Origin of the sequence: Bradyrhizobium sp., from assembly GCF_027307225.1 — a bacterium.
Taxonomy (GTDB): Bacteria; Pseudomonadota; Alphaproteobacteria; order Rhizobiales; family Xanthobacteraceae; genus Bradyrhizobium.
The window spans coordinates 1-19,447 of record NZ_DAHUXJ010000139.1 but is presented as its reverse complement, the minus strand read 5'-3'; the positions used below and the strand labels follow the sequence as shown (position 1 = coordinate 19,447).

Genomic DNA, 19,447 nt, shown 5'->3' with positions numbered 1-19,447 from the left:
GAAACGCTGCCAATGATGAGTCCGCGCCCGGTCGCAAGACTGGTCTTAGGACCTAAGACGGACGATCCCGTGCCTTGTCGTCCGTCGAAATTTGCGGGAAACAATGCCGCATGAAGCTGCTGATTGTGGATGATCACGCGATCCTGCGCGAAGGGCTCGTCGCCCTGCTCCGGCAATTCGAGCAGGGAGCCGAGGTCATGCAGGCTTCGAATACGGCCGAAGGATTGCGCCTGGCGGAGGCGCATCCGGATCTCGACGTGGTGTTTCTCGATCTCAATATACCCGATCAGGGTGGCATGGACCTGATCCCGATTTTCGCCAAACGCTTCCCGCAATTGCCGGTCATCGTGCTGTCGTCGTCGGAAGATCCGAACGATGTGCGGCTGGCCCTGAAGGCAGGCGCTGTCGGTTACGTGCCGAAATCGGCCAGTCCCAAAAATATCCTGTCAGCGCTGCGTCTGGTGTTGGCGGGCGAGATTTATGTCCCGCCGCTAATGGCCGACATCGCGCCGGTCGCGAACGGAGGCTCCGGCCGCGCGATGAGCGAAGCCGGCGAGCGGTTGACCGAACGACAAACCGAGGTGCTGCAGCAGCTCTGCCGAGGATTGTCCAACAAGGAGATCAGCCGCACGCTCGAACTGTCCGAAAAGACCACCAAGTCGCACATCACCGCGATCTTCAAAGCGCTTGGCGTGGTCAATCGCACCCAGGCAGCCGCGGCGGCCAGGCGGGCCGGGATCGTAACGGACTAGACTAGAGCTCCGATTCCGAAGCTCGCATTACGGCCCCTCCAATGCGACTTTCGGAATTGAAAGAGCTCTAGCAAGTTATTGATTTGAGTAGCGCCTTTTAATTTGAAGTTCCTATAACGAACTCTCGGCGAAACTGATAGGAACTTCAAATTCACCGCACAAGCCCTCGAACCTCGCAGCCGCCGACCAGCGCGTACCCGGCTTGCCAAAGCTGCCCGCTCGACCTGCCGCCCTTGCACTTGAAATGAGGCCGGCGAACGTGCTGTTCTCCGCGCGGCGGAGGAGCCTTTAGAAAAAATCGGAGAAAATAGAATGAATTACCCGAACGTTCAGCTGTTCATCGACGGTAAATGGCGGCCCGCCGCTTCCGGAAAGACCATCCCCGTCCTCAATCCGGCGACGGAAGAGGTCGTGGGCACAGTGGCCCACGCCGAAAAGGCTGACCTCGATGAGGCGCTGGCGGCGGCGGAAAAAGGCTTCAAGGCCTGGCGCGTGGTGTCGGCTTATGAACGCTCCAAGGTGATGCGCAAGGCGGCCGAATTGATGCGCGAGCGCGCCGACAAGATCGCGACCATCATGACGATGGAGCAAGGCAAGGTGCTGGCCGAGGCCAAGGTCGAGACCATGGCGGCGGCCGACATTATAGAGTGGTTCGCCGAGGAAGGACGCCGCGCCTATGGCCGGCTGATCCCGGCGCGGGCGCCGGGCGTTTACCAGATGGCCTTCAAGGAGCCAGTCGGCCCGGTCGCCGCCTTCACGCCCTGGAATTTCCCGATCAACCAGGTCGTTCGCAAGCTGAGCGCAGCGCTGGCTACAGGCTGCTCGATCATCGTCAAGGCACCCGAGGAAACCCCCGCCTCGCCGGCCGAACTGATCCGGGCGTTTGTGGACGCGGGCGTGCCGGCAGGCGTGGTCAACCTCGTCTACGGCGTGCCGTCGCAAATCTCCGAATATCTGATCCCGCATCCGGTGATCCGCAAAATCTCCTTCACGGGCTCGACCAACGTCGGCAAGAACCTTGCGGCGCTCGCGGGTCAACACATGAAGCGCGTGACCATGGAACTCGGTGGCCACGCTCCGGTGATCGTATTCGATGATGCCGATATTGAATCTGCCGCCAAGATCATGGTCGCCGCCAAATATCGCAATGCCGGTCAGGTCTGCATCTCGCCGACGCGTTTCCTGGTGCAGGAAGGCGTTTACGACAAATTCATCAAGCAATTCGTGGACGGCGCCAAGGCGATCCAGGTCGGCAACGGCCTCGATGCCGACTCCAGGATGGGCGCGCTCGCCAATGACCGCCGGGTCAGCGCGATCGAAACCATGGTCCAGGACGCGGTCGGCAAGGGGGCGAAGGTTGCGACCGGCGGCAACCGCGTCGGCAACAAGGGGTACTTCTTCGAGCCGACCGTGGTGACCGACGTGCCGAAATCGGCCCGCGCCATGAGCGAGGAACCGTTCGCGCCGCTCGCGCTGATTTCGCCGTTCTCCAAGTTCGACGATGCCGCGACTGAAGCCAACCGGCTGCCGTTTGGGCTTGCGTCCTACGCCTTCACCAAATCGGCGAAGACCGCGAGTGCAATCGGTGCGGCCGTTGAAGCCGGCATGATGTCGATCAACAGCTTTGCTCTGGCGCTGCCCGAAGTGCCGTTCGGCGGCGTCAAGGATTCCGGCTATGGATCGGAAGGCGGTTCAGAGGCGCTTGAGGCCTATCTGAACACCAAGTTCATCACGCAGACCGGCGTGTAATCCGAAAGGACAGAAGCAAGCCATCGTTTGATTGGACGATGACTTGCTTTTTGCATTTCGAGATCGGCTGAGGCAGCTTCGGGCACCAGCACGGCATAGACTGTGCCGGCTAATTCGCTTCCGCCGGGCTGGTAAAGGCGAGGCCGATCCGCTTCTCGCGTATCCAAATCACCGTGCAGTCGCGGGTCGAGGAGTCGCTTGCCATCACCAGACGAAACCGCGCCGGCACGAACGCGGGATTATCGACATCGATCGCAGCGCCTTCCTGCGAAATGTTCCTGACGACGCATCGCATGACCGAACCGCCGGCCGAAACATAGGCCGGTTCGTTGATGTCGGTCCGCAGATGTTTTCGTTTCTCTTCCATCGGTAACGTGCGCCGAATCTGTGCAGGCCAGCTTAGCGCCAAAGCTTAACGAAATCGGCTGCAACGGCATCGTCCGAAATCCCGGCATGGATTAGGGCCATGGGTTTGATGAACCGGCAAGATCCTCCGCCCCTTCGACCTCGGCCCTGATCGTAAGAAGCCCGCAATACCTCAAGCCTGACCTGCCTTTACTGGAGACTCCTCTCGATTTCCTTTATCCGGCATGCTGGTTTTTGACGGCGGGGGCGGTGTACACTTTCGGCCGCGTCGAAATCTGGTGGAAGCCGATCGTAGAGATCGGGAAGGAGCTCAAGACGACAGCCTGGATCGCCGGCGGTCGAGAGCCAAACGACGCAATGATCGAAGGAGAACGACCATGCCGCTCGGCGGATTGCAGCATTACACGATCGAACCCTCGGATCTCGAACGCACCAAGGATTTTTATTGCGAGGTGCTCGGGCTTGAGAACGGCGAGCGCCCGCCGCTCGGTTTCCCCGGCTACTGGCTCTATTCGGGCGGAGCCGCCACGGTCCATTTGATGGGCACGCGCACGCCGCGCGACGGCATCGTCGTTCGCGGTACCGAGAGGAAATACGAAGACACCGGCCGGCTTGACCACATCGCCTTTGCCGCGAGCGACGTCGAGGGAATGCGCAAGCGACTTCAGGCGAAAAACATCAGGTTCCGCGAGAGTATCGTGCCGCGTACCGGTGACACGCAGTTCTTCCTCTACGACCCCGATGGCGTCGGCGTGGAACTCAACTTCCCCAAGGGCTGAAGGCGGTTTCTCGCTGTGCGCTTCATTCTTCCCGCTAATCCCGACAAGGTCATATGGCGGCCATATCTCGGGCGCGAAGCGGTCAGCTTTTCCTCAATTTTACATGACGATTTGAGCTCCGCCGCCGCTGCGGCAGGATAGCCGGGTGCCTTGCCTTCCACCTACCCCAGGGCCTGTGTGCCCGGCTATTCGCAGCTGGTGATTCTCAACAACGGCGCGCCACTTTTCGCCGGATGGTGCCGTATTGTCGTCTCAATCCAGCCCGCGTTCGTGGCTCAAGCGCACCATTTCCGCGATAAAGATCGACTTTTGCTTGTCGTCGAGGCTCGTGAATAAAGGCTCGGCGGCGTCGGCCACGGCGCGCTGATCCGCCGCCCGGTCGACGAGAAACTGCGCCTCGTTGCGCATCTGCTCCACGATGTCGTCAGGCGGATCGCGCTTGGCGCGCGCGATGCGAAGATTGAGGCGCTCGGCGCCATTATGACCAAGATAGTGCATGGCGTTGTTGAATGCGGACCAACTCTTCTCCTGTTCGGGCGTCAGATTCAGTTCTGCCTTGATCCGGTCGATATAGGCGTCGCTGTTTGCCACGATCTGCTCGGCCGTCAGTTCAGGCGCGCCCGGCTGGGTGAGAACCTCCACCGCCTTGCCGGATGATGTCGTGGGTGTCGCTGCCGGCGCTGGCGCCGCCTTCGCCGTCTTGGTTGCCTTGCCGGGTCTGGGTGTGCTGGCCGGGCTCGATTTAGCCGGGTTACTCGCGTTGGCGGCGGGTGGCTCCTGCCTCTTCTCGCCGTTGCCGTTGACACCCAATGCGCCGCCAAAGACACCGACCACTCCGCCGATCGCGCCGCCCAGCACGCCACCGACGGGCCCGGCGGCCTTGTTGCCGACCTGCGCGCCGTCCTGCATGCCCTTGACGAGGCCCTGCGCATGCGCCGCCTGAGGTGCGCCCAGAATCAGAGCGATTGCCCCAAGGTATAATCCGGGTCGCAGAGTTCGGCGGATCATGTCGCGCTCCATCTGGCGTTAGTCGGCTGCTTGGGATTTTGAATGACCCAGCCTGGACAACATTATCGTTACCGCGCCCGACGAGTCCACGGTGGCGCCGGTACACCCGGACCGAACACTTCCCAGGCAAACAGATGATCGCAACATCGCGGCGGCGCGACCAACGGCTGTCGCCGCTCGGTTTGCGGCGCAACAGATTGCGGCGCGCCAAGCGGGCGAACGCTTCGCATCGCAACGATAGTTCTAGGGCTGCCGGCTGGCCGTTCTCGACACCGGCTGCCAATTCTGGTCTGATCCATTCTGAAATCTTCGCGCCGATCTGCGGAAGCAGCACATGCCCGCAACATCGCTCAGACGAAGAAAAAACAACAAAAATAGCAAAGCAACATTTGGAGGCAATGCGATGTCCAGGAGAAGACTTTCTCGACGGCAGTTCGTAACCGCCACGGCGTTGTCGTCCGCCGCACTGATCTCGGCTCCCTATCTCCGAACGGCTGGAGCCGCCGGCAAACTCTCGATCGGCCTGTGGGACCACTGGGTTCCCGGGGCGAACAAGACCTCGACCGATCTCATCAATGAATGGGCCGCGAAGGAAAAAGTCGAGGTCTCCGTCGATTACATCACCAGTCAGGGCTCCAAGCTGCTCCTGACCCAGACCGCGGAAGCCGAAGCCAAGTCCGGTCATGACATTCTGGCGTCGGGCGGTCCCTGGCAGCCGCAAGCCTTTGCGGACCTGCTGGAGCCAATGAACGATATTATGGGCCCGATCGTCGAGCAGAACGGAGCGGTGAACGGCACGGTCAAGTACCTCGGCCAAGCCGATGGAAAGTGGCTCGCCGTTCCCGCCGTTATCGGCAGCCAGATCAAGGGGCCGTGCTCGCGCATCGACCTGATGAAGAAATACGCCGATATCGACGTGCAGGCGATGTACCCCGCCGGCAGTCCGCCGAAGGCGGACAACTGGACGCTGGACACGTTCCTGAAGGCGGCGGAAGCCTGCCACAAGGGCGGCTACCCCTTCGGCATCGGACTGGGCGAGACGACTGACAGCGTCGATACCGCCGGCGCGATCTTCCAATCGTTCGGTGCAGAGCTCGTCAACGCCAAGGGTGACCTCACGATCAAGTCGGATGCCGTTCGTCAAGCACTCGAATATTACAAGAAGCTGATCTCGTTCCTGCCGCCGGACGTCGCCGCGTGGGACGACGCCTCCAACAACAAATGGCTGATCTCCGGCAAGGGCGCGATGATCCTGAATCCGCCGAGCGCCTGGGCGGTCGCCAAGCGCGACGCGCCGCAAATCGCGGCGCAGTGCTGGACGCATGGCATGCCTGCCGGCCCGAAGGGCCGCTTTGCGCCTTACCTTCCGTTCTTCTGGAGCGTCTGGAATTTCTCCAAGAACAAGCAAGCGGCCAAGAGCTTGCTCACGCATCTGTCACAGCCGACATCGATCGAGCGACTGGTCGAAGCGAGCGGCGGTTACGATTTGCCGGCCTATGAGAAACTCACGAATCTGAAGGTTTGGGGCGAGCAAGAGCCGCCGAAGGGAACGCTCTACCACTACCCGGATCCTTACCATCAAGAGAAGCTGTCGATCGCGGCTTCTCCGGCACCGCCAAAAATTGCGCAGCAGATCTACACCCAGGCGACGCTGACCAAGATGTGCCTCAAATATGCACACGGCGAAAAAATGGAAAACACGCTCGCCTGGGCGGAAAACCAGTGCGAAGGCTTCATGCGAACCTGAAGCAGAGGCCGTCGCCGCGACTGCCTTTGGCCGCGGCGACTTCCTTACGAGCCGATGCTGGAAACATCGGCTCTGCGGTGAATGATCCCACACGGGAAGGCACGCCATGGTTGACGTCGCAGTTCGACAAGGCAGCGTTCGAGGCGTTCGGCGCGCCTCCGCCGGCACGAGACTGCGCTACGCGCTGAGACGCAAGTCGACAGTGGCGTTCTTGATGACGTTACCACTGATCGTGCTCATCGCGGTTCTCGTCATCTATCCTGCCTTTTATGCGATCCATCTGGCCACCCTCAACAAGTCGATGACCAGGTTCGTCGGTTTTGGCAATTTTCAGTTCCTGTTCAAGCGCGACACCTTCTGGATGGTGGTGGAGCAGTCCTGCCTCTTCGCCATCACGGCGGTGATCTTCAAGGCGCTGATCGGCTTCATCGTCGCCCACTTCGCGCACAACATCCCTTCCAAAAAGCAGCGTAAATGGCGGGGCATGCTGCTCGTGCCGTGGGTGATCCCGCCGGCCATGAGCACGCTCGCCTGGCTATGGTTGTTCGATCCTTCCTACAGCGCTTTCAACTACACGCTCGGTCTGTTCGGCATCGCTCCGATCCCATGGTTGGGCGATGCAGGCTGGGCCCGCTTCTCGGTCATCCTCGTCAATGTCTGGTACGGCGCGCCCTTCTTCATGATCATGTATCTGGCCGCACTGAAATCGGTGCCTGACCAACTGTATGAAGCTGCCGCCATCGACGGCGCCAACTGGTGGCAGCGCATCTGGTATGTGACGCTGCCAATGATGCGCAACATCATCGCCATCACGACGCTGTTCTCGCTGATCGTGACGTTTGCGAATTTCGACATCGTGCGCATCCTGACCGCCGGCGGCCCAGTTGACCAGACGCATCTGTTTGCGACCTGGGCATTTCGCGTCGGCATCGAGGGCCGTGACATTCCGCTTGGCGCCAGCGTCTCGCTCTTCATGGCGCCGATTCTCGCGATTGCCGCCTACTTCATCCTGCGCGATGTGACCAAACGCGGGAATGAAGCCTGATGAGCACGCTCGCGATCGACAAGGCCGGACCAAATCGCAAGATCAAATATGGCAGCATGAGCCGCGACCGCGTCTGGGCGCTGCGCTGGTCGTATTTCTTTCTGACGCTGTTTGCCGTCTTTTCGCTGACGCCTCCACTCTACATGCTCATCACCTCGCTCAAGGGCAGTGCGGAGATTTCGGCTGCGACCAATCCCTGGTGGGTATTCCATCCGACGCTGAGCAACTACGTCGAGTTGCTGGGATCTAACCAATATCTGCGATTTTTCTGGAACTCCGCCATGGTTTCGGTCGGCGTGGTGGTCGTCACCATGCTGATCAGCGTGCCGGCGGCATTTGCGCTGGCGCGAATGAAGTTCTGGGGCTCCGCTGTCCTCGCCACCGGCATCTTTCTCACCTACCTCATCCCGGACAGCCTGCTGTTTATCCCGCTGTTCAAGATGTTCGCGGCGATTGGAGACTTCACCGGAATCCAGCTTATCAACCGCTGGTATGTGCTGCTGTTCATCTATCCGACGCTGACGGTGCCGTTTTGCACATGGATCATGATCAGCTATTTCGCGTCGATCCCGAAAGAGATCGATGAGGCTGCGATCATCGACGGGGCTTCCTGGTTTCAGACGCTCACGCGCATCTTCATCCCGGTTGCCATGCCAGGCTTGATCGCCGCTACTATTTTCGCCTTCACCGTCTCGTGGGCACAGTTTCTCTATCCGCTGGTCTTCACGACCTCCACGGATCAGCTGGTCCTGCCCGTCGGCATCATCACGACCCTTATCAAGGGCGACGTCTTCAATTGGGGACAGATCATGACGGGAGCCCTGCTTGGCGCCGCGCCTCCGCTCGTCATCTATGCTTTTCTGATGGACTACTACATTGCCGGTCTCACCGCCGGCGCGACGAAGGGTTGAAGCGGATGGCTGAAGTAAACCTGCGTAAGATCGTCAAGCGCTACGACGACGTCGAAGCCGTGCGCGGCATCGATCTCGACATCGCCGACCACGAGTTCGTCGTGCTGGTGGGGCCATCGGGTTGCGGCAAGTCGACCACGCTGCGTATGATTGCGGGACTGGAGGACATCACCGACGGTGACATCATGATCGGGGGCGACATCGTCAACGACGTGCCGCCAAAAGACCGGGACATCGCGATGGTGTTCCAGAACTACGCGCTCTACCCGCACATGACGGTTGCGGAGAACATGTCATTTGGGCTGCGGCTGAAGCGCTATCCGAAAGCCGAAATCAAGACGCGGATCGACGAAGCGGCGCGCATGTTGGATATCGTCGAGTTGATCGATCGAAAGCCCAAGCAGTTGTCGGGAGGCCAACGCCAGCGTGTGGCGATGGGACGGGCGATCGTCCGCAACCCGAAGGTCTTCCTGTTTGACGAGCCACTCTCCAACCTCGACGCCAAGCTGCGGGTGCAGATGCGGATCGAGATCAAGAAGGTTCATCAGAAAGTACGAACCACCACAGTCTACGTCACCCATGATCAGGTCGAGGCGATGACGCTGGCCGACCGAGTCGTGGTCATGAACAAGGGCCGCATTGAACAGATCGGGACACCACAGGAACTTTATCACAAGCCGGCCACACGCTTTGTGGCGGGCTTTATCGGCTCACCTGCGATGAATTTCTTGCCGTGCCAGCTTGAGGAAAATGCCGGAAAGATGCACATCCGGCTGACCGAGCGGATTGCCTTTCCGCTGCCGCCCGACCGCGCCGCGCGCTATCAGAATGCCAAGCAGGGTGAAAAACTGCTGCTGGGATTGCGGCCGGAGCACATCACGGAGGCGAAGGGTCACGCCGAACCTGGAATTGAGGCGTTCGATGCCTTGCTTGATGTCACCGAACCGATGGGTATGGAGACACTGATTTACTTCGCTCTCGCAGGCAAACAGGTCTGCGGAAGGGTTAATCCCAACGCCTGCGCTCATGACGGCGAGCCGCTCCGCCTGGCGGTGGACCTCAATAACATGCATCTGCTAAATGAGGTGACCGGCGCCGTTATCTAAGTTGTTGCTCCGCCGGCAGAGAAAGCGGGCGGAATGACAACCAACAAGAAGAAAATTCTGATCACCCAGACCCTGTCGCCGTGCGGGCGCGCCCTCCTCCGCGAACGGGACGACATCGAACTTGTCGAATTTCCCAATCTGATTTCAGCCGCCGATTTCGAGGCGCTGTTGAAAGCGCAGGCGCCAGTCCATGGGGTTGCGCTCGGCGCCACCCGTTTTGGTGAGACCGAACTGGAAGCGGCGAAGGGCATCAAGGTCGTGACGCGGATCGGCGTCGGTTATGACGCGGTCGATGTCCCGGCACTCAGCCGCCGCAAGGTTCCGTTGATGGTGGTGGGAACGGCGAATTCGCCGTCGGTGGCTGAACAGGCGTTGTTCATGATGCTGATGCTCGCCAAGCGCGCCAATGAATTGCACGCGCTGGTCAGGGACGGTCAATGGAGCACGCGGCTCGGCAAATTGCCTTATGACCTGTTCGGCAGGACGGTCATGATCATCGGATTTGGGCGGATCGGTACGCGCACGGCCAAGCGATGTCTGGCGATGGAAATGAACGTACTGGTTCATGACCCCTATCTCCCGGCGGACGAGATCAGGAAGGCCGGATACGAAGTTGTTGCCGATCTCGATGCAGCGTTGCCGCGCGCGGACTTCGTCAGCATTCACTGCCCGAAGACGCCGGAGACGATCGGACTGTTCAATGCGGCGAGATTGAAGTGCATGAAGCCGTCGGCCTACCTCATCAATACTGCGCGCGGCGGCCTCATTGACGAAGCCGCGCTATATGACGCATTGACCTCCGGTAAACTGGCCGGCGCCGGCCTCGATGTTTTTGCGACTGAGCCGCCGCCCGTTCCAAATCCTTTGTTCGAACTCCCCAATGTGATCATCGCTCCGCATGTCGCCGGCGTGACATGGGAAGCCGTGGACCGGATGAGCGAGCAGACGGCGCGGAATCTCTTGAGCGCACTGGATGGTGAGCCGATCCGGCAGAACGTTATCAACCAGGACGTGTTGAGTTAGCCCATGGAACAACATACTCTTGGTCTTTCGCTTCTGATGTTCGCGCGGAGCCAGCCGCGCATGAATATTTGGAGTTAAGCGATTGACCGAGAGCGATCCCACCGATGAAGCGCTCGCAACCATTGCGAGTATCCTCGATCAGCCGGCATTTCCGCCGGAGGCGGCAAGGTCCGCGGCTGGCGAAACGCCGGAGCATGAGGCTCGGCAAGCGACTATCGAGGGCTATTCGAAGTCGGGCCCGGGGCCGGTTGAGGCCATCCGTTTTAGATGGACCGTCCGTCACGAAGCCGACGGCAGGTATTTCGTGGACGAGACCATCGGCGAAAATTCCCGCTCGATCACCAACGGACCGATGTCGGCGGATGCGGCGATCCGATTTGTGGATGATCAAGCGAGCGAAGCGCGGCAGCGGTTTGAATCGCTCCGGAACGAAATGGCCGGACGAGCAGCCGCGACCGACATCCTTCGGAAGAGTGACAGCGGGGTTACGCCGGCTTCCCCGCCGGGACCGAAGTCTGCGGGCGCCCCAAAAAATCTCGCTTGACGAGCTCGACGCCGCAAAATTTCTTCTTGTTGGTTGTCATTCCGCCGGCTTCTTTGCCGGCGGAGCAACACTTGAATGCGCGGATCAGCCGACTTTTGGGCTGTATTCCTCGTCCGTGACCGGCTCCATCCAGGTGATGTGATTGCCGTCGAGGTTTTCCTGTATCGCGATGTGGGCCATCGCGTTGTTTGGCGAAGCGCCATGCCAATGCTTTTCGCCCGGCGGTATCCAGACCACATCGCCCGGACGAAGTTCGCGTATCGGGCCGCCCTTGGTCTGGAAGCGTCCGACGCCATAAATGACGTAAAGCGTTTGCCCAAGCGGGTGCGTATGCCAATTGGTTCGCGCGCCGGGTTCAAAGGACACGCGGCTGGCGCGGACCCGCGCCGGCGCAGGAGCATCGATAATCGGATCCTGCCAGACGGTGCCGGTGAAGCTATCTTTCGACGCGCGACGGGTCGGCCGCGAGCCGGCCTGATGAAAGTCCATGGCGATCCTCCTTTGATCAGCTTCTTGTATCGGTGGGCTTACTTCTTTGAAGCCGCGTAGCGCGCGTTGGTCTCTGCATTCATCGGATAAAGGCCGGGGAGCACGGCACCATTGCTGACCTCATTGACGATCCAGGCCTCCATTCGTTCCTGCTCGACGCCTTCGGTCAGCACGTGTTCGAGGAACGCCTGGGGGATCAAGACCGCGCCATCCTGGTCGGCGACGATCACGTCATCCGGGAAAACGGCAACGCCGCCGCAACCGATCGGTTCGCCCCACCCGACAAAGGTCAAACCCGCAACCGACGGCGGCGCGGCATAGCCATCGCACCACACTGGCAAACCGGTGTCGAGCACGCCTTCGACGTCACGCACCACGCCGTCGGTAACGAGCGCCGAGACCCCACGCTTGACCATCCGTGCGCACAGAATGTCGCCGAAAATGCCGGCATCGGTGACGCCCATGGCATCCACTACGGCGATACAGCCTTCCGGCATGGCCTCGATGGCGCCTCTGGTCGAGATCGGCTTGGACCAGGACTCGGGCGTTGCGAGATCTTCACGGGCGGGCACGAACCGCAGCGTGAACGCCGGCCCGACCAGCCGCTTCTGCCCCGGCCGCAACGGCTTCGTCCCGCGCAGCCAGACATTGCGCAAGCCCTTCTTCAGCAGGACGGTCGTGATGGTGGCGGTAGTGATGTGTGAGAGGGTTTTGACGGCTTCGGGGCTCAGGGGCATCGAAAGGTAAACTCCGGGTCGGGATGAATCGGCGCGCATCTTGCGAGGAGTGGGCGGCGCGTCAAGGGCTCTCGGGCATTGCTGCCGTCCGTGAACTGCGGTGCGCGGCGGCGATCATCACATCTTATCGGACGTAGTTGCATTAGTTTATTGAAGTAAAAGGCATTTTTTGCACTCATGGGTCGCGCTCGGCGTGCTTCGATGATAGACTTCTGCAAACTCCCGTCACGGCCCGAGAAGGCCAGATCATCGACTGACGAATTCCCGGACCGAGTTGCCAAGGCCATGGCTCCGCCACTCACTGCTCCACGTCTTCTCCCGAGTGGCGATAGCGCCATCACCGTCGAGTTCAGCCGCAAGATTGACGATGGGGCCAACCGGCGCGTGTTGGCACTCGACCGCACCTTGGCGCAAGAACCGATTGCGGGGGTAACCGAGACCGTGCCCACCTATCGGTCTCTCCTCGTCCACTACGATCCGACGCAAGTCGATTTTCCAACGCTTGGCCAAAAGCTGACTGAACTAGCGCAGCGCCCGGTGCCGTCTTCGGAAAAGACGCGGCTCTGGCGCATCCCAGTCGCCTATGGCGGCGAATATGGCATCGACCTCGAGGATGTCGCCAAGACGCTTGGCACGACGCCGGACGACGTCGTGGCGCGGCATATTGCTGGCGACTATCGCGTGGCGATGCTCGGCTTCACGCCGGGATGGTCCTATCTCAGCGGACTACAGGAATCGCTGCATATGTCGCGACGGCAAAATCCGCGGCTGTTGACCCCGGCGGGGACGATCTCGGTCGGCGGCGTGCAGGCCGGCATTCAATGTCTCGCCGGTCCCAGCGGATGGCACCTGTTGGGCTGCACGCCGGTGCGAACCTATCAGTTGCATCGCGAGCCCATGTTTCTGCTCGAACCCGGCGATCGCGTGAAGTTTTACCAGGTCGACGCCAAGACCTATGTCGAGCAGGAACGAGCCGCCGAGCATGGTGAACTCATCGCTGAGCTAGTGGCCGCATGACCAGTGCCCACTTTCCGAAGTTCGTGCTAACACCTCAGCGCCCACCTTTCACGAACTTCGGAAAGCCATGGGCACTGGCAAAAATATTCATGCTGGTGCCACCTCTCCATTTGAAGTTCCTGAACGGAGTTAACCGCTTGTGACGCAGGAACTTCAAATGGGTGGCACCAGGCTTGTGATCCCATCGATTGGCCCGGCAAGTTCGGTGCAGGACGGCGGACGCTTCGGCGCCCAGCGCTACGGCCTGACGCCGAGCGGCGCCATGGATCGGCTGAGCCTTGCCGCTGCCAATTGTCTGGCGGGAAACACGCAGATGGCGCCCGCCGTCGAAATCGGCCCTTACGGGGCGTCATTCACGGCGCGCGGGGGAGCGGTTCGTGTGGCACTGTCAGGCGCGCTACGCAGCGCCGAAATCAGCAGCCGCAGCGTGCCGTGGGACACATCTGTCACGCTCGCCGATGGTGAGACACTGATACTTGGCATGGCGCGCGGCGGATCGTTCAGCTATCTCGCGATCGAGGGCACCATTCAGGGCGAGCCGACATTCGGCAGCTTCGCCGTGAATGCGCGGGTCGGCCTCGGCAGCCCCTATCCGCGCCCGTTGCAGGCCGGTGACGAGTTGAGCGTGTCGGCGGCAAGCGCGGGGACCGAGCGCCGGATCGAATTGCCTGCCGCGGGAGCTGGGCCGATCCGGGCGACTCTCGGACCGCAGAACGATGAGTTCAGCGAAGAAGCGATCAAGCTGTTTCTCGAGAGCGAGTGGAAGATATCGGCGACCAGCGATCGCATGGGTTATCGCCTCGAAGGGCCTGTCATCAAGCACCTGCACGGCCACAACATCGTTTCCGACGGCACGGTGAACGGCAGCATCCAGGTGCCAGGCAATGGCCAGCCGATCGTGCTGATGTCCGACCGCGGCACCAGTGGCGGCTATCCCAAGATTGCAACCGTCATCACAGCGGATTTCGGAAGGTTTGCGCAGATCCCTGCCGGAACGGCCTTCCGCTTCAAATCCGTCAGCATGGAAGCGGCGCAATCTGAAGCGTGCAAATTCGCAGAGTTGCTGCGCGCCCTGCCCGATCGGCTCGGCTCGATCGCGAGCTTTGACCTCAACGTGGAGGCACTGCAGGATGCCAACGTCGCCGGTGCCGCCGTCAGCGCGATCGACGCCCGGACCTGGCAAGCCGCCGATGCGCTGCCCCAAGAATAATCATAGCCAGGGAACGGAAAAACAACATGAAAACGGTCGACCTGAACAGTGATCTCGGCGAGTCCTTCGGCGCATGGCAGATGGGCAACGATGCCGCGATGATCGACGTTGCGACCTCCGTGAACGTCGCCTGCGGCTTTCATGGTGGCGACTACGACACCATGCGGAAAACCGTCGAATTGGCGAAAGCGCGCGGGGTGAGCGTCGGGGCCCATCCCGGCTATCGCGACATCCACGGCTTTGGCCGCCGTCCGTTTTACGGCATGAGCGGGCGTGAAATCGAAAACCTGGTCGCATACCAGATCGGCGCGCTGCAAGGCGTCGCCGCCCTGTCCAATTACAAGGTCACGCACGTCAAGGCGCATGGAGCGCTGTCGAACGTCGCCTGCGAGGACGACGCAACCGCGCACGCGATTGCTGCCGGGATCAAGGCCGTCGATCCAAATCTCGTCTTTGTCGTGCTGGCTAACTCCAAGCTCGTTTCAGCCGGCGAAGCGGCAAACCTGCCGATGGCGCATGAGGTGTTCGCCGACCGCGCCTATGAGGACGATGGCAATCTGGTCTCGCGCAAGAAGCCTGGCTCGGTCCTGCACGATCCCAGGCAGATCGCCGATCGGGTTGTTCGGATGGTACAGGATGGCGCGGTGGTGTCGGTCGGTGGCAAGGTGATCAAGATGCGAACCGATACGGTTTGTATCCACGGCGATACGCCCGGCGCGGTCGAAATCGCGCGCGGCGTGCGCCAGGCGCTGAAGGATGCCGGCATCGAGGTTGCGCCGTTCAAACGCAGCTAGTGTCCCGATTCCGAAGTCCGTAGCATTTTGCGGAGCCACGTTTCGAACTTCGGAATCGACAGGACACTAGCCAACCTATTGATCCAGTGTGGCTTTGGTTCAGAAGTTCGCACGACGCCCCCGCGGCACAAATGATGCGAACTTCTGAACCGCCACACTGGTGCGGCGGATTTGAAATTCCTATCAGTTTCGCTGCGAGTTCGTCATAGGAACTTCAAATTCAAAAGCCGCTACTCAAAAACAATAAGTTGCTAGAGCTCCTTTGATTTCGAAGTTCGCATCAGAGGGGCCGCAATAGCTTGCGAACTTCGGAATCGGAGCTCTAGGCGTCCAGCCGCTCAGGAGGCATCAGAACGGGTGAACGGAAAGCGTTCCGAACAGAACGCCCGCGATCACGGCGAACGCGCCAAAGAGGGCCGCCGCCTGGACGCCTGTTCCGGTTTTGCGGGATAGCGAACGCGCATACAGGTGCAATCGAGCTTCCGCGGACAGTTCGCGCATGGCCAATCTCCAACCCGTTGGCCCGACTCTCACATTCGCTCCCCGCTTTGGCATGCACCCGTGCGAATGTCAGGATCGAAGGACCGCTAGCATGCGGAGCAGGAGAGTATTGTCCGGCCCACGAAGCAAGATGGAACCCGAAAAAGCGACATCACACCTTCGGGAGAGGCCGAAGGCGTCAGGAAAATTCTTCGCTATGGGGTCAGACGAAAATCCTATTCGTTCGAATTTTCACGTTCTGGAACCGATTCCGCTGGAATGCCAGATACCTTCTTAATAGACGTCCTGCTGATAGCGGCCCTTCTTCTTGAGTTCGCCAACAAAGCTGATCGCTTCGTCGGTCGAGCGCGCGCCATGTTGGGCCACGATGTCGACCAATGCGCGCTCGACGTCTTTCGCCATGCGCTTGGCATCGCCGCAGACATAAACGTGTGCGCCCTCGGCGAGCCACGACCACAACTCCCGTCCCACCTCACGCATGCGATCCTGCACGTAGAATTTCTTGTCACCGTCGCGCGACCACGCGAGCGACAACCGCGTCAGCAGACCCGCCGTCTTCATCGCGTTCAACTCGTCGGAATAGAAGAAGTCACAGCTTGAGCGCTGATGGCCGAAGAACAGCCAATTGCGTCCGGTAGCGCCGGTGGCGCGGCGGTCGTGCAGGAAGGCGCGGAACGGCGCCACGCCGGTGCCTGGTCCGATCATGATGATCGGCACCTTGGGATCTTGCGGCAAACCGAAGCCATGCGCCTTCTGAACATAAACTTGCACCTGATCACCCGCCTGGACACGCTCGGCCAGGAAATTGGATGCGAGCCCCAGCCGTTTGCGCTTGCCGATCACGTAGCGCACGCAGTCGACCGTCAACGACAGCTTGCCGGGCGTCGCGTTATGCGAGGATGAAATCGAATAGAGCCGCGGTTGCAAAGGCTCGAGTGCTTCGACAAAGGCTTCTGGATGCGGCCGGACACCGGAAAACTTTTGCAACGCCGCCATCACGTCAAGCGTCGCCGCATCGCCATCGGGGTCGTCGCCCTGGGCCAGCGCCCTCGCCTTCTCGCGCTGGGCGCCGCCGGTGATGAAAGAGATCAGTTCGAAAAGGGAATCTGGCGCGGGCGCGAGCGAGACTTCGTCGATCAGGACTTCGCGCAACGTTCGCCCACGCACCTCGGTCGTGTGCGAGGCGCCGAGCAGCGCGATGATCTGATCGACATGGCTGAGCTCATTCTTGGCGAAAATGCCAAAGGAATCGCCAACAACATAATCGAGGCCGCTTTCGGCGAGATCGAACTCGATATGCCAGGTTTCCTTCTCCGAGCCGCCTTTGTTGAGGTGGCGCCGGGAGACAAATGTCGCGGGCGCCGGATTGTCGCGCGAGCGGCCGAGTTCCATGACGACCGGCGCCGCGGGTGCGGCCGTAGCTGACGCCTCCGGAGTTGGGCCCACAGACGGAGCCTTGTCCAGTTCCTCATGGAGCGTCTTCAGCATCCGGGCGGTTTCCTTGCCGCCGGGTACGCAAAGATTGAGCCGACCCTCCGTCTTGTTCGCGATCGCCTCGGAATAGTCTTGGCAATTGTAGCCACACTGGCCGCAATCCTGCTGGGCCATGGCCGCCATCATGCGCCGGCGCAGCGGACGTCCTTCTGCAAGCTTCATGCGCTCGGCGATCGGCAGTGTCTGGTCGTGCCAGGGCGCTTCCCCGTCGTCGCCACCGCCACCCGGGCCTTTCATGACAGCGGCGCCCTGCTCGGCCGACAGCGGTGTTACCTGCTGGCTCAGAAGGCCGGCAAAGAACCCGTTGAGCCAGGAGCGCTGCGCCTCGGAGAACGGTGCGCTCGACGGAATGATTTCGATTTTCGGCGGGGGCGTGATCTGGTTCATGAGCAAATCTCTGCTTCCGCCAGCTTACGGAGGGTCGCGCCGTCATGGCGGCGCGCAAAGGCCAGGAAGGGTTCGGTGGGGCTCGCGCGGTGGGCAAGATAGGCCTTGAGCAACTTCTCGACTGTTCGCGGCGCGTCCGAGGCCTTGAGGTCGTGATAGACCTCCTGCCCGATATCGGCATCGGGGCCGAAGCCACCGCCGGCAAACAGATGATAGCCTTCGACGGTATCGTCGGCATCGCCGACCGGCACCTTAGCGGCGATCAGACCAATATCGCTGATGTAGTGCTGCGCGCAGGAATGGTGGCAACCGGTCAGATGGATGTTGAGCGGCGTATCGACCTCGACGCGGCCATCGCACCAGTCGCCGATATCAGCTGCGTGCGCCTTGGTGTTAGAGGCGGCAAACTTGCAACCGGCATTACCGGTGCAGGCGATCAGGCCGGCGCGAACGTTCGAGACCTCGATCGAAAGTCCGGTCGCCTCGATCGCCTTGATCGCGAGTTTAACGTTGGTGTCGCTCACCCCTGAAATCAGAAGGTTCTGCCAGACAGTCAGGCGGATATGGCCGTCGCCAAGGTCGGCCGCGATTTTGGCGAGGCCGCGCATCTGTTCGCATGTGACCTTGCCGAGCGGCAGCGCAACGCCGATCCAGTTCAAGCCATCCTGCTTCTGCTGGTGAACGCCGATATGGGCCATCCGATCGAAAGCGGGCCGCGGTACGAGCGCCTCCGGCGGCACACGCATCAAGGCATGACCAAGTTTCTGTTCGACGAGGACGAGGAATTTATCCATTCCAATCTTGTCGATGACATATTTCAATCGCGCCTTAAGGCGGTTGGTGCGATCGCCGGTGTCGATGAAGGCGCGCACAATCGCATCGGCGACCTTCGTCGCCTCGGAAGGCTTGACGATGATGCCGGTTTCCTTGGCGAAATCCTTATGACCGGTGATGCCGCCGATGCCGAGACGAAACCACACGCCAGGTTCGATGCCGAAGCCGTCTTTCACCTCGACGGCGGCAAAAGCGATGTCGTTGGTATCTTCAAGCACCGCGATCTTGCCTGCGCCATCGAAGGCGACGTTGAATTTGCGCGGCAGGCCATAGAGCGAGCGGTCGTTGAGAATGTGAAAATGCCATTCGCGCGCGTATTCGCGAGTGTCGATCAATTCCTGCGGATCGATGCCCGCCGTCGCTGTGCCCGTGACGTTGCGGATATTGTCGGCCCCCGATCCGCGCGAGCCGAGGCCAAGGTCCTGAATGCCTTCGATCAACGGAACGGCGTCTTTGGGAAGGACTTCGCGCAGCTGCAGGTTGGCGCGGGTGGTGACGTGGCAATACGGACCGCACCGGCGCTCAGCGAGATCGGCGAGCCCTGCGAATTGCCAGTGCTTGAGAATGCCGTTGGGGATGCGCAGGCGGCACATATAGGAATCCTGCGCCGGCGCCACGTAAAACAGGCCATGATAGCGCCAGCGGAAATTATCGGCCGGCGGCGGCGGCGCGTTGGTTCGCGCCTGCGCCTTCAGCCGTTCGTAGGCATCAAACGGATGCTCCTCGCGCTTGAACTTCTCCTGGTCCGCAAGTTTCTTGCCGGACGCCAGAACTTGGTCCTGAGCCTTGATATGCGCGGCATCCGGCCCGGTGGGTTCGCCGCTTGAGCCAGCGCCAATTTTGGCGACACCGCCGCCAAGGCCACGTCCGACCCTACTGATCTGCAGGCCGGTCGTGAAGCCTTCGAGATAACGCTTCTGCTCGTCGGTAAAGTCGACGGCCAGAGTATCCATC

The 19,447-nt window shown here is 60.8% G+C and carries 19 protein-coding genes; 12 read left to right on the top strand and 7 right to left on the bottom strand.

Going from position 1 to position 19,447, the window contains the following annotated elements; translation table 11 throughout:
- Positions 1–110: 110 nt before the first annotated feature.
- Together M6D32_RS22950 and M6D32_RS22945 are read left to right on the top strand one after the other, a co-directional pair.
- A complete protein-coding gene (locus tag M6D32_RS22950) occupies positions 111–752 on the top strand; it encodes a response regulator transcription factor (protein WP_298260566.1) in 642 nt (213 codons plus the stop codon).
- Positions 753–1,064: 312 nt separating this feature from the next.
- Complete coding sequence (locus tag M6D32_RS22945; protein ID WP_298260564.1) at positions 1,065–2,501, top strand: NAD-dependent succinate-semialdehyde dehydrogenase; 1,437 nt, start codon at positions 1,065–1,067, stop codon at positions 2,499–2,501.
- Positions 2,502–2,610: 109 nt separating this feature from the next.
- Here M6D32_RS22945 and M6D32_RS22940 read toward each other — a convergent pair whose 3' ends face one another.
- Complete coding sequence (locus M6D32_RS22940) at positions 2,611–2,868, bottom strand: PilZ domain-containing protein (RefSeq protein WP_298260561.1); 258 nt, start codon at positions 2,866–2,868, stop codon at positions 2,611–2,613.
- A 376-nt stretch (positions 2,869–3,244) separates the two neighbouring features.
- Between M6D32_RS22940 and M6D32_RS22935 the strand changes: the two genes are divergently transcribed.
- Positions 3,245–3,646, top strand: coding sequence for a VOC family protein (locus M6D32_RS22935; protein ID WP_298260559.1), 402 nt, complete (start codon positions 3,245–3,247; stop codon positions 3,644–3,646).
- 252 nt (positions 3,647–3,898) lie between these two features.
- Here the strand turns inward: M6D32_RS22935 and M6D32_RS22930 are convergent, their stop codons facing one another.
- On the bottom strand, positions 3,899–4,654 hold the full coding sequence (locus M6D32_RS22930; protein WP_298260557.1) for a Spy/CpxP family protein refolding chaperone: 756 nt from the start codon (positions 4,652–4,654) through the stop codon (positions 3,899–3,901).
- A gap of 403 nt (positions 4,655–5,057) precedes the next feature.
- Here M6D32_RS22930 and M6D32_RS22925 point away from each other — a divergent pair, with 403 nt between their 5' ends.
- The 6 genes from M6D32_RS22925 (at position 5,058) to M6D32_RS22900 (ending at position 11,030) form a co-directional block, all read left to right on the top strand.
- Positions 5,058–6,401, top strand: a complete 1,344-nt coding sequence (locus M6D32_RS22925; protein ID WP_298260555.1) for an extracellular solute-binding protein — start codon at positions 5,058–5,060, stop codon at positions 6,399–6,401.
- A gap of 106 nt (positions 6,402–6,507) precedes the next feature.
- Complete coding sequence (locus tag M6D32_RS22920; RefSeq protein WP_298260553.1) at positions 6,508–7,446, top strand: sugar ABC transporter permease; 939 nt, start codon at positions 6,508–6,510, stop codon at positions 7,444–7,446.
- Positions 7,446–8,357: a carbohydrate ABC transporter permease gene (locus M6D32_RS22915; RefSeq protein WP_298260551.1), complete on the top strand. Its 912-nt coding sequence runs from the start codon at positions 7,446–7,448 to the stop codon at positions 8,355–8,357. Before M6D32_RS22920 ends, M6D32_RS22915 begins: the two co-directional genes overlap by 1 nt.
- Before the next feature lie 5 nt (positions 8,358–8,362).
- Positions 8,363–9,463: a sn-glycerol-3-phosphate ABC transporter ATP-binding protein UgpC gene (ugpC, locus tag M6D32_RS22910; protein ID WP_298260549.1), complete on the top strand. Its 1,101-nt coding sequence runs from the start codon at positions 8,363–8,365 to the stop codon at positions 9,461–9,463.
- A 33-nt stretch (positions 9,464–9,496) separates the two neighbouring features.
- On the top strand, positions 9,497–10,486 hold the full coding sequence (locus M6D32_RS22905; RefSeq protein ID WP_298260547.1) for a hydroxyacid dehydrogenase: 990 nt from the start codon (positions 9,497–9,499) through the stop codon (positions 10,484–10,486).
- 82 nt (positions 10,487–10,568) lie between these two features.
- Positions 10,569–11,030 (top strand): hypothetical protein, encoded by a 462-nt coding sequence (locus M6D32_RS22900; protein ID WP_366145854.1) that lies wholly within the window; start codon positions 10,569–10,571, stop codon positions 11,028–11,030.
- Between the two features lie 84 nt (positions 11,031–11,114).
- Here M6D32_RS22900 and M6D32_RS22895 read toward each other — a convergent pair whose 3' ends face one another.
- Together M6D32_RS22895 and M6D32_RS22890 are read right to left on the bottom strand one after the other, a co-directional pair.
- Positions 11,115–11,519: a cupin domain-containing protein gene (locus M6D32_RS22895; protein ID WP_298260545.1), complete on the bottom strand. Its 405-nt coding sequence runs from the start codon at positions 11,517–11,519 to the stop codon at positions 11,115–11,117.
- Positions 11,520–11,557: 38 nt separating this feature from the next.
- Positions 11,558–12,256 carry a ribonuclease activity regulator RraA gene (locus tag M6D32_RS22890; protein WP_298260543.1) on the bottom strand — a complete coding sequence of 233 codons (699 nt, stop codon included), beginning with the start codon at positions 12,254–12,256 and terminating at the stop codon, positions 11,558–11,560.
- A gap of 285 nt (positions 12,257–12,541) precedes the next feature.
- On the opposite strand from M6D32_RS22890, the gene pxpB reads away from it, so the two are divergent.
- The 3 genes from pxpB (at position 12,542) to M6D32_RS22875 (ending at position 15,277) form a co-directional block, all read left to right on the top strand.
- Positions 12,542–13,273 carry a 5-oxoprolinase subunit PxpB gene (gene pxpB, locus M6D32_RS22885; RefSeq protein ID WP_298260541.1) on the top strand — a complete coding sequence of 244 codons (732 nt, stop codon included), beginning with the start codon at positions 12,542–12,544 and terminating at the stop codon, positions 13,271–13,273.
- 157 nt (positions 13,274–13,430) lie between these two features.
- Positions 13,431–14,483 carry a biotin-dependent carboxyltransferase family protein gene (locus M6D32_RS22880; protein ID WP_298260539.1) on the top strand — a complete coding sequence of 351 codons (1,053 nt, stop codon included), beginning with the start codon at positions 13,431–13,433 and terminating at the stop codon, positions 14,481–14,483.
- Positions 14,484–14,509: 26 nt separating this feature from the next.
- On the top strand, positions 14,510–15,277 hold the full coding sequence (locus tag M6D32_RS22875; protein WP_298260537.1) for a 5-oxoprolinase subunit PxpA: 768 nt from the start codon (positions 14,510–14,512) through the stop codon (positions 15,275–15,277).
- A gap of 348 nt (positions 15,278–15,625) precedes the next feature.
- On the opposite strand, the gene M6D32_RS22870 is transcribed toward M6D32_RS22875, so the two are convergent.
- The 3 genes from M6D32_RS22870 to M6D32_RS22860 all read right to left on the bottom strand — a co-directional run bounded on the left by M6D32_RS22870 (position 15,626) and on the right by M6D32_RS22860 (position 19,446).
- The gene (locus tag M6D32_RS22870) at positions 15,626–15,778 is read right to left on the bottom strand and encodes a hypothetical protein (protein WP_298260535.1); all 153 of its coding nucleotides are present in this window, start codon (positions 15,776–15,778) and stop codon (positions 15,626–15,628) included.
- Positions 15,779–16,051: 273 nt separating this feature from the next.
- Positions 16,052–17,659: a sulfite reductase subunit alpha gene (locus tag M6D32_RS22865; RefSeq protein ID WP_298260533.1), complete on the bottom strand. Its 1,608-nt coding sequence runs from the start codon at positions 17,657–17,659 to the stop codon at positions 16,052–16,054.
- A complete protein-coding gene (locus M6D32_RS22860; RefSeq protein ID WP_298260531.1) occupies positions 17,656–19,446 on the bottom strand; it encodes a NirA family protein in 1,791 nt (596 codons plus the stop codon). The genes M6D32_RS22865 and M6D32_RS22860 overlap by 4 nt, the downstream gene beginning before the upstream one ends.
- Position 19,447: the final 1 nt, after the last annotated feature.

Coding starts and splice junctions, on each gene's coding strand:
- M6D32_RS22950 (WP_298260566.1), top strand. CDS start 111: ATGAAGCTGCTGATTGTGGATGATCACGCGATCCTGCGCGAAGGGCTC.
- M6D32_RS22945 (WP_298260564.1), top strand. CDS start 1,065: ATGAATTACCCGAACGTTCAGCTGTTCATCGACGGTAAATGGCGGCCC.
- M6D32_RS22940 (WP_298260561.1), bottom strand. CDS start 2,868: ATGGAAGAGAAACGAAAACATCTGCGGACCGACATCAACGAACCGGCC.
- M6D32_RS22935 (WP_298260559.1), top strand. CDS start 3,245: ATGCCGCTCGGCGGATTGCAGCATTACACGATCGAACCCTCGGATCTC.
- M6D32_RS22930 (WP_298260557.1), bottom strand. CDS start 4,654: ATGATCCGCCGAACTCTGCGACCCGGATTATACCTTGGGGCAATCGCT.
- M6D32_RS22925 (WP_298260555.1), top strand. CDS start 5,058: ATGTCCAGGAGAAGACTTTCTCGACGGCAGTTCGTAACCGCCACGGCG.
- M6D32_RS22920 (WP_298260553.1), top strand. CDS start 6,508: ATGGTTGACGTCGCAGTTCGACAAGGCAGCGTTCGAGGCGTTCGGCGC.
- M6D32_RS22915 (WP_298260551.1), top strand. CDS start 7,446: ATGAGCACGCTCGCGATCGACAAGGCCGGACCAAATCGCAAGATCAAA.
- ugpC (WP_298260549.1), top strand. CDS start 8,363: ATGGCTGAAGTAAACCTGCGTAAGATCGTCAAGCGCTACGACGACGTC.
- M6D32_RS22905 (WP_298260547.1), top strand. CDS start 9,497: ATGACAACCAACAAGAAGAAAATTCTGATCACCCAGACCCTGTCGCCG.
- M6D32_RS22895 (WP_298260545.1), bottom strand. CDS start 11,519: ATGGACTTTCATCAGGCCGGCTCGCGGCCGACCCGTCGCGCGTCGAAA.
- M6D32_RS22890 (WP_298260543.1), bottom strand. CDS start 12,256: ATGCCCCTGAGCCCCGAAGCCGTCAAAACCCTCTCACACATCACTACC.
- pxpB (WP_298260541.1), top strand. CDS start 12,542: ATGGCTCCGCCACTCACTGCTCCACGTCTTCTCCCGAGTGGCGATAGC.
- M6D32_RS22880 (WP_298260539.1), top strand. CDS start 13,431: ATGGGTGGCACCAGGCTTGTGATCCCATCGATTGGCCCGGCAAGTTCG.
- M6D32_RS22875 (WP_298260537.1), top strand. CDS start 14,510: ATGAAAACGGTCGACCTGAACAGTGATCTCGGCGAGTCCTTCGGCGCA.
- M6D32_RS22870 (WP_298260535.1), bottom strand. CDS start 15,778: ATGCGCGAACTGTCCGCGGAAGCTCGATTGCACCTGTATGCGCGTTCG.
- M6D32_RS22865 (WP_298260533.1), bottom strand. CDS start 17,659: ATGAACCAGATCACGCCCCCGCCGAAAATCGAAATCATTCCGTCGAGC.
- M6D32_RS22860 (WP_298260531.1), bottom strand. CDS start 19,446: ATGGATACTCTGGCCGTCGACTTTACCGACGAGCAGAAGCGTTATCTC.